This is a genomic window from Shewanella polaris, from assembly GCF_006385555.1.
GTDB lineage: Bacteria > Pseudomonadota > Gammaproteobacteria > Enterobacterales > Shewanellaceae > Shewanella > Shewanella polaris.
In genome coordinates this window covers 4233578-4246371 of record NZ_CP041036.1, presented here as the reverse complement: position 1 = coordinate 4246371, position 12794 = coordinate 4233578, and the positions used below count along the sequence as shown (strand labels likewise).

The 12794-nt window shown below is 39.9% G+C and carries 8 protein-coding genes and 1 pseudogene; 5 read left to right on the top strand and 4 right to left on the bottom strand.

Annotation, left to right across the window (positions count from 1 at the left end; translation table 11 throughout):
* Positions 1 to 162 precede the first annotated feature (162 nt).
* Positions 163 to 1344 carry an NO-inducible flavohemoprotein gene (gene hmpA / locus FH971_RS18545; RefSeq protein WP_140235276.1) on the bottom strand — a complete coding sequence of 394 codons (1182 nt, stop codon included), beginning with the start codon at positions 1342 to 1344 and terminating at the stop codon, positions 163 to 165.
* A 187-nt stretch (positions 1345 to 1531) separates the two neighbouring features.
* Between hmpA and norR the strand changes: the two genes are divergently transcribed.
* Both norR and FH971_RS18535 read left to right on the top strand, forming a co-directional pair.
* On the top strand, positions 1532 to 3112 hold the full coding sequence (gene norR, locus FH971_RS18540) for a nitric oxide reductase transcriptional regulator NorR (RefSeq protein ID WP_140235275.1): 1581 nt from the start codon (positions 1532 to 1534) through the stop codon (positions 3110 to 3112).
* 175 nt (positions 3113 to 3287) lie between these two features.
* A complete protein-coding gene (locus FH971_RS18535; RefSeq protein ID WP_240778400.1) occupies positions 3288 to 4022 on the top strand; it encodes a DUF1499 domain-containing protein in 735 nt (244 codons plus the stop codon).
* Positions 4023 to 4191: 169 nt separating this feature from the next.
* Here the strand turns inward: FH971_RS18535 and FH971_RS18530 are convergent, their stop codons facing one another.
* The 3 genes from FH971_RS18530 to FH971_RS18520 all read right to left on the bottom strand — a co-directional run bounded on the left by FH971_RS18530 (position 4192) and on the right by FH971_RS18520 (position 9170).
* Positions 4192 to 5592, bottom strand: coding sequence for an AcvB/VirJ family lysyl-phosphatidylglycerol hydrolase (locus FH971_RS18530; protein ID WP_140235273.1), 1401 nt, complete (start codon positions 5590 to 5592; stop codon positions 4192 to 4194).
* Positions 5589 to 8144 carry a bifunctional lysylphosphatidylglycerol flippase/synthetase MprF gene (gene mprF, locus FH971_RS18525; RefSeq protein ID WP_140235272.1) on the bottom strand — a complete coding sequence of 852 codons (2556 nt, stop codon included), beginning with the start codon at positions 8142 to 8144 and terminating at the stop codon, positions 5589 to 5591. The genes FH971_RS18530 and mprF overlap by 4 nt, the downstream gene beginning before the upstream one ends.
* Positions 8145 to 8762: 618 nt before the next feature.
* Positions 8763 to 9170, bottom strand: coding sequence for a VOC family protein (locus tag FH971_RS18520; protein ID WP_140235271.1), 408 nt, complete (start codon positions 9168 to 9170; stop codon positions 8763 to 8765).
* A gap of 307 nt (positions 9171 to 9477) precedes the next feature.
* On the opposite strand from FH971_RS18520, the gene FH971_RS18515 reads away from it, so the two are divergent.
* From FH971_RS18515 to FH971_RS18505, 3 genes and pseudogenes are all read left to right on the top strand, one after another.
* Positions 9478 to 9726 (top strand): hypothetical protein, encoded by a 249-nt coding sequence (locus tag FH971_RS18515; RefSeq protein ID WP_140235270.1) that lies wholly within the window; start codon positions 9478 to 9480, stop codon positions 9724 to 9726.
* A 59-nt stretch (positions 9727 to 9785) separates the two neighbouring features.
* Positions 9786 to 11252, top strand: a complete 1467-nt coding sequence (locus tag FH971_RS18510) for a DASS family sodium-coupled anion symporter (RefSeq protein ID WP_137224882.1) — start codon at positions 9786 to 9788, stop codon at positions 11250 to 11252.
* Positions 11253 to 11554: 302 nt separating this feature from the next.
* Positions 11555 to 12782, top strand: a pseudogene (locus FH971_RS18505) (IS3 family transposase).
* Positions 12783 to 12794: the final 12 nt, after the last annotated feature.

The following is a 12794-nucleotide window of genomic DNA, read 5'->3' as shown; positions in this document are numbered from 1 at the left end:
TTCACTCAATATTTTTTAACGAGTTGAATAGCTAGTGGAATAACGAGTTGGATGATGATATTTCGTTCTGACGAATACGTAATTAAAATGATTGAATAAGATTAATTCTACAGGTTAATAAAAAGCCCTGACCTAATGTTCAGGGCTTTTTTTCTTGAACTATTAAGCGGTTAATGCTTCAGATGGGCCAAAGAATTCATAATGAATTTGGTTTTCTGGTACACCTAAGCTGGTTGCGATGGCCAATGCTGCTTTCATAAAACCAGTAGGACCAAGCAGGTAAAATTCTACATCGCGGTCAGCAGGTAATTGTTCTGCAATGAGTGATGCATCAATAAACCCTGTTGCATGGGGTTGGCAATCTGGTTCTGGTTGGCTGTATATGTACAGCGGCTTAATGTGGTTGTGGGCTGTAGCAAGTTGATCGACATGCTGTTTAAACGCATGGACATCGCTATTAATGGCCGCATGAATAAAGCGAATATCGCGGCCTGAACCTGCTTCAGTATTCAGCATGCTTATCGCAGGAGTAATCCCTACACCGCCAGTGAGTAAAATTAACGGTTTGGTGTTTTTACGTAAGGTGAAATCGCCACTTGGGGCACGTAATTTTACTTTATCGCCTAACTGAATGTTGTCATGTAAGTGATTAGATACCACACCATTTGGCTCACGTTTAACGCTAATTCTTAAGTAATCTTTACCGGCAGCGTCAGACAAGCTGTAGTTACGACGCATCGATACACCGTCAATATCGTCAAATACTAGGGTTAAAAATTGTCCGGCTTCAAAGCTGGGTAAACCGTTATTATCAGCTGGTTGAAAGTAAAAAGAGGTGATAACCGAGCTTTCATCTACACGTTTCACTAATGTGAAGTCACGCTCACCACGCCAGCCACCGGCTTTCTGTTCATTCTCGGTGTAAATTGATTCTTCAGCGTTAATCAATATGTTGGCTAATTGGCCGTAAGCTTTGGCCCAAGCGTCAATGACTTCGTCTGTTGCTGCATCACCGAGTACGGTTTTAATTGCCTGCAATAAACAGCTGCCAACAGCGTCATATTGTTCAGGTAAAATACCTAATGCCACATGTTTTTGAACGATTTTACTGACGGCTTCACTCAAATTACCCAATTCATCAATATTGGCGCCGTAAGCGATAACGGCATTTGCCAGCGCTTTAGGCTGAGTGCCTTTGCCTTGGTTAGTTTGATTGAAATAAGGCAATACTTCTGGATGCTGTACAAACAGTAATGGATAAAAATGACTGGTGATATCATTAGCGTAAATTTGCAGTGCTGGCACGGTAGCCTTAATAATTTGAACAGTTGCAGTGTCTAACATTCATGATTTCCTTTTTGAATATAAAATAGCGATAAGCTTCAATCAATTACCTTGTATCTCTAGACATTACACATAACGTGCCAATGTTTATCAACCTGATTTATAAAGGATAAAATCTCTAAAGGTTAATTTGACCTAGATCAATAAGTATGTCAAATTAACCTAAATTAGGTTGATTTGACTTGTTATGAATATTGTTCCCTTTATAGACATTGTAGAAGACTTAAATCGTGACCTGATAAAATCGGAACGATACTTACGGCTGATTTTAGCGATTCAGCGCGCTATCCCATGTGATGTGGTGGCCTTGTTGAAACTTAAATATGACCACTTAGTGCCAGTAGCCGTTGTAGGGTTAAAGCAACAAGCTCTCGCCAGACAGTTTTCGATTAACCACCATCCACGTTTACAGCAGATTTTGGCCAACCCACACATTACCCGCTTTGATGCTGAATCGACACTGCCCGATCCCTACGACGGTTTAGTCGATGATGGTAGTGAACAATTGCACGTGCATGACTGCATGGGCAGTACCATTTTTATTGATGGTAAAGCTTGGGGCGTTTTAACCCTAGACGCGATGAAAGCGGGTAGCTTTGATTCGCTTAACCCAACAGAAACCCGCGCTTATATTGCTGCTGTGGCTGCTGCTATTAAAACCAGTGAACATATTGAAGCGTTAGAGGTTCAAGTTGAGCGCAACCATCAAGTGGCTCAACACATGTTAGCCACAACGGGACCGTCGACTATTATTGGTAATAGTGCCGTCATTACGAATTTATTGTCAGAGATAAATACCGTTGCCGCCAGCGATCTATCGGTATTAATTACTGGTGAAACTGGTGTGGGTAAAGAGCTGGTTGCCAAAAGTATTCATCAGCAATCACGTCGCAGTGAGCAACTGCTAGTGCAAATTAACTGTGCAGCATTGCCAGAAAGCATTGTTGAAAGTGAACTATTTGGCCATGTAAAAGGCGCATATTCTGGTGCGGTAAGCGATCGTCGTGGCCGTTTTGAATTGGCTGATGGTGGTACGTTATTTTTAGATGAGGTGGGTGAGTTACCACTTGCGGTACAGGCTAAGTTATTACGTGCATTGCAAAATGGTGAAATTCAACGTGTCGGTAGCGACAATATTATTGTGGTGGATGTCAGAATTGTGGCCGCAACCAACCGTAATTTACAGCTTGAAGTCAAAGAAGGTCGCTTTAGGGCAGACTTATATCATCGCTTGAGTGTATACCCTCTTCCAGTGCCGCCATTACGTGAACGTGGTAAAGACGTTATTTTGCTGGCGGGCTATTTTTTAGAAAAAAGCCAACATCAGCTTGGGGTCGCTAAACTAAGATTACAACAAACAGCAATTGATCAGTTAACGCAATATCATTGGCCTGGTAATGTGCGCGAGTTAGAGCATGTGTTAAGCCGTGCAGCACTTCGTGCCACTAGTGAGCAAGGGCGTCATGCCAGTATTATTAGTATCAGTCGTGTTCATCTCGGGTCAGAGTTCGTTGTGAGCCATTCTGTAGCACCAGCAATAGCCGAGATTGATAATACCAGCAACGCTAATGCCGCTGCCGCATTATCGCAGGTATTAACCCTTGGACTACGAGATTCAACCGATGAGTACCAACGACAAATCATACAAACAGTGTTAGCGAACGAACGAGGTAATTTAGCCGCCGTTGCCAGGAGTTTAAAGCTAGACAGAAGTAATTTAATCCGCACCATGCGCCGCTTAGGACTTGACCCCAATACGGCATATTAAGAGTGAAGTATCCAAAACAGTGGCGTGAGCGGTTAATCACCTCATCTGAAGTCATCTCGTTCAGAAGTCATGACGATTTGAGGTTAATTAGAATATTTTTTATTCAGAAATTAGTTCCAGTAAATCCAGGTCAATATACACTGGGTTAATTAGAGTTACATAAAGGATTGATGTGATGCAAAAAAGTAATATAGGCAATATCGCGCTGATTGTTGCCATAGTCGCTGTATTGGTTGCTGCTTTAATGGTGTTTGGCTCTTCACTGGGATTGTGGGAGCCGATAGTCGGCTTTATAGCCAGTCGTAATTACAATAACCTGTTGGGGTATGTGGTAGTGGTTGTCGCACTGGTAGCATTGGTTATCACTCTTGTTACCAACAGTGGTACTAAGGGAAAGGTTAAGTCGATTGTGGCATTATTACTTGGCATGGGCATATTGTCGCCAAGCATTATCGCAATGGTGGGCAACCCTGTTAAATACCCACCTATTCACGATATTACTACCAATATTCAATCGCCACCGCAATTTGAGTTTTTAACTGACAGCCGGATTGGAGCGAGAAATACTTTGGTTTATGGTGGAGAAGATATCGCCGCGCAGCAACGACAAGCTTTCCCTAATATTCAACCTATTACGTCAGATTTATCGGTTGAAGCGGCTTATCAAAAGGCATTAACTGTCGCGAAAACCATGGGTTGGACGATTGTCCATCAAGACCCAAAAGCACTGCGCTTTGAAAGTACGGCAACAACGCCTTTTTTCAATTTTGCTGACGATGTTGTGGTTGTTGTGTCTACATTAGAACGGGGCAGTCGCATTGATTTACGCAGCGTGTCGCGGATTGGCAAAGGCGATGCGGGTGTTAACGCAAAACGCATTCAAGAATTTAGTCAACGTTTCAGCCAATGATTTAGCGTCTGTGTTTCGCGCTAGAATATACAGATTGTTATCTATAAAGGGAGCGTGAACGCTCCCTTTTGCTTTAATCTGTTGAGGTTTATTAAATCTATTTTGCAGACTGAATGAAGTATACAACATTATGATTTATCGAGACTAAATGACAAGGCTAAATCATTATTTATTGAATATGTTCCAAAATAATGTGGACTAACTTTTCGTAATCACCCGAAAAATGGTGTCCGCCTGACATTTCGACAATATGAAAGTTTTCAGGGTTTAATTGGCTACATGTGGTGAGTGGTTTCTCATCGATACCGTACACACAAAGAATATTTTGGTCGGTGAGTTTCTGCATTTCTGGTATCACGGCTAACTCAGAATCATGATTATTTGCCATTAGCCAGTCGCTAACATGAAATTGAAAATCGACAGTTTTCGACTGGCCAAGTACCACCATTTCTTTTACCAAGTTTTTCTCGCTTATGGTTAATCCATTTCTCATAAAAGGTAATACATCCGCTCCCCTAGAGTAGCCAATAAGTATCACTTGTTTTCGACTCCATAGGTTTGTGTAGTATTTAATAACATTGCCAAGATCTAAGGCTGCTTGTTCGGGTGATTTGCGATTCCAAAAATACTGTAATGAATTGAAACCAACAACCGGGATCCCTTGTTTATTGAGGCTTTCACCAATTGACTTATCTATACCAGCCCAACCGCCATCACCGGTTAATATAATCGCAAGTGGCTGGTTTTTATTGCTGGTGGTCGGTAATTCAATGAGGGGTAAATCATTTAAGCTGTCTGGCTTAATAGTGGCATCAGTTTTCAATTCTTTAGCCGCTAATTGATTAAATGCTTGCTGAAATTGGGAAAACCAATTTTCTGTAACCGCAAATCCATGGCCAACTTTGGGTAACATCACTATGTTTCCATTACCGACTTTTTCAACGTAATCTTTGGTGATTTGAGCATTACAAACTTGATCATTCTCTCCTTGTAACGCAAACCAAGCACTCGGTAGCTGCTTATTGATATCGAATAAGTAGTTATTCTTAAGTTTAGGGTCCTTGCGCCATGAAAGACTTCCATTGCCTTGACATAGCGGTTTATCCAGCAGTAAGTCAGGGCAGAATCCTAAACTAATTCCGCCTTGAAATGTGTTTGGAGGTGACTGAGCCAGTACGGTATAAACTAATGTTGCACCAGAAGAGTACCCAACTAAAACGGGGAGGGAGTATTGTCTAAACTGATATTTTTGCTGTAAATATTGGCTAAGTGATTCAAAGTCTGCAGCGGGATAAGAGCATTTTCCTTTTTCATTACCAATGACTTTTAAGTAATGGGTAATATCAATCGCTGCAACCATTGCCCCAGTTGTGGCTAACTGTTTTACCATATCGATAAAACCGATATCCCAGCCACCATCGCCAGACACAAATAACACTAACTGGGTTGGTTTTTGATTATGATTGTAAATATGGATGTCGCCAAACCCGCCGTAATTAACGATTTCCTGTTGTTCTGCTTGCACCGCACTAGAGATTATTAATATCAGTATGAAAATCAGTTTACTCATTTCTTCAACGCTCCCATGAATGTTCCACCAGAGATTAAGCTTGTTATGCTGAGCATTACCGGCAGTAAACTTAAGCTGTTTGGTAATGCTAAATAGCGAGATTCCCAAGTAGGGTCAAATTTTTCTTTATAACGACGTAATCCTTCAAAGTTATATAATTCACCGCCGCTTTCGAAGATAATATGGCCAACTTTGTGCCATAGCGGTGCTAATTCATGGGTGTCTAATCCAGATAAAGGTGCCATGCCCATATTAAAGTGTTGATAGCCTTGCTCCTTGCCCCATAGCATCAATTTTATGGTTAACCACTCCATCACGCCTGTAGGTGCCTCATCTGTGAAACGCATTAAATCGATGGATAACTCATTTTTATTGTCTGTTTGCCATAAGTTAGCAAAGGCCACAATGAGGTCATCTTTTTTTACAACGGCGCAAGGAGTTTTTACAATGTAACTTTCATTGAAAAATCCCAGCGAAAATTGTTTTTCGTGGGTTGATTTATTTTCTAACCATTGATCAGAAACGTTTTTTAACTCCACTAAATGTTCAGAAACCTGCGAGCAATTTAACACTTCAAAACTGATATTTGACAGTTTTTTCATCTTATTATCGGCTTGGCGTAAACGACTACGGGAAGAGCCTTCTAAGCTAAATTCAGTAAGATTTACCTTACCTTCTTCTCCTAGTTTGATGATCACTAATCCCATGTCTAAATAAAAAGGTAGGTTAACTTTAGATATTTGATAGCACGCCAACTTAGCCGATTTTTTATCCGCCATATCTCGTAACTGCCATAACAGATCTTGTTGTTGTATTGGGCAACCGACTGGATCACCCATGACTATCCAATATTTAGCCGTCACGCCATACATTAGAAACGATTGGTTATCCTTACCGATTAAAATGAGTTTATCGCCAAGTAAGGCTAAGTGAGGGTTAGTGTCATTGGCGCCTTTTATTAGAGGCAACAATGTTTGAAGCAATTCTGGACGAGGGGCTACATATCTAGCTTTGGGGCTACGCAATAATTTTAGGGCTATATAAGCGATTAAAATAGCAATAATAATAATGCTTGAGCGCAAAAAGCGTGATACGTCGTTACTAAATGCAAACTGCCACCATAATCTATTATGATATTCGACGTGTTTAAATGAAAAAAAACCGATCCAAATTGTTGATACAGCTATCAGTATTATAAGAATAAACCACGAGTTAGAAAAGGCGGAGTCGATAAGTGTAGACTCTCGATAAAAATGTGATCGCGTGGGTAACATCAACAATAACATGGTGCCAATAATGAGTGCTTCTTGCCAATCGCCTCCTTTAGTTAATGACAATATAACGCCGGCGCAAAGTAGTGTAATAGATGCATAGTAAGAGGCATTTACGCGCCGTCTTACAGCCCCAGCCAGCAGTAACAACAACATCCCCACAATACTGTTTAATATGTATGATATTTCAACCACAGAAAGTGGAATAATTTTTCGCAATCCATTCATCACTTGGCTATCACTTGGCGTCGCACCTGAAAATAGCATTATTCCACCAGCAAGCAGCATCAATAACCCAAAGACTTGTGGAGTATTTTGGGTGATTAGGCGTGATGCATTTCCGACAGCACTATTGATGTTTTTCAAGCGGACAGAAAACTCAAAACAAAGAATGGCAATGCCAGATAATAACAGTGGTATGAAATAATAAGTAATACGATACAAGATCATCGCTGATATTAATTCTTGGGCAGGGAATGCGTGGCCTAATAAAGAGATAAATACCGCTTCAAAAACGCCCAAACCTCCGGGTACTTGGCTATACAAACCTACAGCCTGAGCGATTAGAAAAACCAATAAAAAAGTAATGAAAGAAATATCAATGTGTTGGTGTAGAAAAATAAACAGCACGCTAGAAGCTAAAATCAAATCTACAGCAGCAATAGCTGTTTGAGCGAGTGTCATGTTGATGCTTGGTAAGGTAATTTCAAAACCTTTAAAAGAGAAAGGTGTTTTTTTTGTGAGTATCAGCACCCAATATGCAATGAGACTTACCGCCGCAAGATAAATCACCCAGTTAACCGCATCATTGGTGGTTATTGTAACAATATCCTGATTAATCAGTATTATATAAGCAAGCACTGCGAGTGTTAATGTGCCTAAAAAAAACATGATACTAATAAAAATGGATAGTTTTATGAGTTCAATGCCAGTAATGCCTAATATGCTATAAAAACGATAACGGACTGACGGGCCTGAAATAAGGGCGTGACCAATATTATTACTAATTGAAAAACCAATCATCGACGCTAAAACCACTTTGCCTTTAGGGAGTTGTTTACCTAAGTACTTTAACCCTAAAAAATCGTAACAAGTCAGGGTTAAATAATCGATTAAAGTGATGAAGAGGGCCAATAAAAATGTACTGAGATAGGTGAGGTTAATCGTTGAAACTATGGTGGCATAGCTCACGTTATCAAGCTCATAATGGACAACAAGTATCGCTACAATAAATAAAAACACACCTAAAAATGGCATGATTTTTTTAACCAGTTGTAACATTTTGAGCACCTGTAATAAGTAGTTTGCTACTGCCCTCAAAAGACTTTACCAATTGGCGTATTAGTATCTATTCATACCCAACGGTTGGTATTTTGCTAGCTTATTTAAGCTAGATTCTGTTATTTTGTTAACACTAAATTTTGTTCAAAACTGGTTTCATTTTTTGCATGATATAAGCCAATTTTTACTTCTGCATTTTACGTTACGCCTTAAGTTATTTTTGTGCTAATTAATTTTAATTCAGCAATTATTCTCGTTCAGTACAGGCAAAAATAATGCTAATTAACTTAATGCCATTCGCTTAATAGTGAATGACATTTTATCGTCTGTTTGAGTACCGCCTTCGGATAAAATTTTCTTTTCCTTTGTTCAAGTAAAATTAGCCATTTACCATTTCATCTCATTATCTTGAGATTTTTAGGGATTGTTCCTAGGCTTGGGCCATCACTGAAAAATAAACTCATCTGGAATTAAGTACAATGCATTGATAAAGTATATTCGCAACGGTTCGACTTTAAGTTCTGTTGCAATGGTTGCCATTTCTAAACGTATTGTGTTGTAGGAAATCAGTATCAATACTAGCAATCTCATTATTGGAATACTGTAGCTTTCAATTATCTATATGGGATGTTTATCGTTTAACTGCAGTAAGTCCCAAAGATTGCCATACAAATCTTCAAATACAGCTACTGTGCCATAGTCTTGTTCTTGAGGCGGGCGCACAAACTTAATCCCTTCAAGTTGCATGCGGTTATAGTCGCGCCAAAAATTGTCAGTATTCAAAAAAAGAAATACCCGTCCGCCAGTTTGGTTACCAATAAAATTATGTTGCTTTGGTGTAGATGCCCGAGCTAACAACAGAGACACCCCGTTTGATCCTGGAGGTGACACCACGACCCATCGCTTGTCTTGTTCTGCTTGATAGGTGTCTTCAATCAAATCAAACTTCAATTTATTGACATAAAAATCGATGGCTTCATCGTAATCATTCACCACTAGCGCGATATGAACTATAGACTGTTTCATTATTATCCTTTGAAATCGAAACAAGTTAACCAGAACGTTTATTCGAAAACTCACTCTGCCATCGATGGTTAATTAATGCGATAGACATGAGGACATTTATGAATAAAAAAGCCACCACGCTTGGTTGTGGCTTTTGGTTATGTGATTAATCGTACCTTTAATTATCTCCACTTAATCATGTGGTTAGCCAGTAAGAATATTTATTAGCAGTATTTTACTGTTTCTTTATTGGCTATTTGCGATGCCTAACGATATTACGCAGCAAGTTTTATAAGTCACTTAACAGCATGGCACTGATGGTATATAGATGCTGCTTGCTGGCGGAGTTCAGTGCAGCACCAACAATGGAGTAAAGCAGCCAGCTGAATATCCAGTTCAAAGAAAAAATAGCAATTGGGATTATGACCATATTGAACAAGATGTAGCGGTATCCGTTGCTAGTACAATTGTTTTTACTTATAACATTTTGTCTAAAAAATATTCAGCTATCAGAAAGGCTTATATCAGTAATGCTAATAATATTCACTACGGCCTCTTTCATTGTGAGTTAGTATGAGGCTAATATCCCTGCGCTGTTTCGCAGTAGTGTGTTTTCTCAAATTTAAGGATGTAGAAATGAAAGGCGCTGATACTCGAGTGGTTCCTGGGCTGATCTCAATTGCAATTATCTTATTGCTTTGGTTTATTGTGCCTCCCCCTGAAGGGGTGACAGCAAATGCATGGCATTTACTGGCGTTATTTATTGGTACGGTTGTGGCCATTATTGGCAAGGCTATGCCAATTGGTGCTATTGCCATTTTGGCGATCACTTTAGTTGCATTAACAGGGGTAACAAATGATAACCCTTCTGATGCGATTAAAGATGCGTTAAGTGGCTTTTCTAATTCATTAATTTGGTTGATTGGTATTGCGATTATTATCTCTCGTGGTTTGGTTAAAACCGGTTTAGGAAATCGCATCGGTTATTACTTTATTTCACTATTTGGTCGAAAAACCATTGGTATTGGATATGCATTGGCGCTGTCGGAACTCGTCATTGCGCCGGTAACACCCAGTAACACCGCTCGAGGTGGCGGGATTATTCATCCCATTATGAAGTCTATCGCCACCAGTTTTGGTTCATCTCCAGAAGAAGGCACATCGCGTAAAATTGGTCATTATCTTGCTTTGGTTAACTACCATATAAATCCTATTACCTCGGCGATGTTTATTACTGCGACAGCGCCCAATCCATTAATCGTTAAGCTTATTGCAGATGCTACTGGATCTGATATCAGTATTACTTGGGGAACATGGGCGCTTGCAGCACTTTTACCTGGTTTGGTTTGTATTGGGCTAGTGCCGTTGATTGTATATGCCGTCTACCCGCCAGAAATCAAAAGCACCCCAAACGCAAGAGACTTTGCTAAGTCTAAATTAACTGAAATGGGGCCTATGTCCTACGGTGAAAAAGTCATGATTAGTGTTTTTTCACTTCTGTTGATTTTGTGGGCGGGTGTGCCAGCAATGATATTGGGCGCTGATTATGCGGTTAATACTACCGCGGTGGCTTTTTTAGGCTTATCTATTTTATTAATCAGTGGTGTTTTAAATTGGCAAGATGTGCTTAAAGAAAAGTCAGCTTGGGATACCGTTGTTTGGTTCTCAGCATTGGTAATGATGGCGACCTTTTTGAGTAAGTTAGGCTTAGTGGCATGGTTTTCTGGGGTTGTTGAGAGCAATATTGATCAACTTGGTGTTGGCTGGATGGTGTCTGCGATTATATTAGTGGTGGTTTACTTTTACGCGCATTACTTCTTTGCTAGTACAACGGCTCATATTACTGCAATGTTTGCTGCCTTTTATGCTGCCGGTTTAGCGCTAGGCGCGCCGCCATTATATCTTGGTTTACTATTAGCGGGTGCCTCATCGTTAATGATGTCATTAACCCATTATGCTACAGGTACTTCACCGATTATTTTTGGCTCTGGTTATGTGTCGATGGAAAATTGGTGGGTAATGGGCTTCATTATGAGTATTGTTAACTTAACCGTTTGGGGTGTGGTTGGCGGGCTTTGGTGGAAGGTGTTGGGATACTGGTAATTTACCTATCAATTTATAGCATTATATAAACAGTTAAAAATGAAAAGGTCACCATAGCGTGACCTTTTTTATATTCCATTTCCGCATGGTATTAACGAAAAGGAGAGTAACCTTTCTCGTATGTTAATACGCTTTGAATTGTAAAACCTCAGATGTTCTGAGCTGCTCAAATCAGTAATGTGATAGCGACAAGACTTATTTATAAATTATGAAGTATAAAAAAGCCACAGCGCTTGGCTGTGGCTTTTAGTGGTGTTAGTGTGTCCCGTCCTGAGATAAGTTGACACATTGGAGACTTATCTATGAAACCTTCAGTATCAATCAATATAAAACGTACTCAACGAGATTACACATTAGGCTTTAAATTAGCGGTTGTTAGTCAAGTAGAAAAAGGCGAGCTAACGTATAAGCAAGCTCAAAACCACTATGGCATTCAAGGGAGAAGTACCGTCCTAACATGGTTACGAAAACATGGTAGATTAGATTGGTCCCAGCCGATTGAGCATTCACCTATGTCCAAATCTACAGAAACACCCGCCCAGAAAATCAAACGATTAGAGAAACAAGTCTCCAATCTCGAAATGAAAAATATGATTTATGGCGATATGGTCGAGTTACTTAAAAATGAGTACGGTATTGATTTAGAAAAAAAGTACTTAGCCGAACGCTCTGGCTTGCCAAAGAAAAAGGCACTGTAAAGCTAGCGACAGCGAGTCGGCAGTTTAACCTATCAAGACAAGCTGTTTATCAATGGAAGCAGCGCTTAGCAGCAAGAGCTGACATGTTAAAACCGGTGATGACTATGGTTATGTATTGGCGTCAGTTCATGCCCAGAGTGGGTACGCGTAAGCTTTATCAACTCATCAAGCCACAGTTACTTGAACAAGGCATAAAGCTAGGTAGGGACGGCCTATTTCAGTATTTAAAACAACACAATATGTTAGTAAAGCCTAGGAAGAATTACACCAAGACAACCCATAGCCACCATTGGTTGAGAAAACACCCAAACTTACTCAAAGACAGAGTGGTGAAGAGCGTTGAAGAGGTATTTGTCAGTGACATAACCTACGTAAAATCAGACGAAGGAACTCACTATTTATCATTAGTCACAGATGCATATTCAAGAAAAATAATGGGTTATGAATTAAGTGATGAAATGAAAGCCAGTGATGTTGTTAAAGCATTGAGATGACGATAAAGAATCGTCAGACAACCAGTGATGTCATTCATCATTCAGATAGAGGGATACAGTACTGCTCAGCAGAATATCAACATAAATTGGCTGCGAATGCGATAAGGCCATCGATGACAGATGGGTATGATTGTTATCAGAATGCGTTAGCTGAGCGAGTGAATGGTATTTTGAAGCAAGAGTTTTTACTTTACCGCTGTCGTACGATGAAGGAGCTGGCAATACTCATCAAAGAATCTATTAGGATTTATAACGAGTTAAGACCGCACCTTAGTTTAGGAATGAAAACCCCAAACGAAGTGCATGAAAAAGCCAGTCGGGAGTTCCAACTGGCTTAATAAAAACCGTCA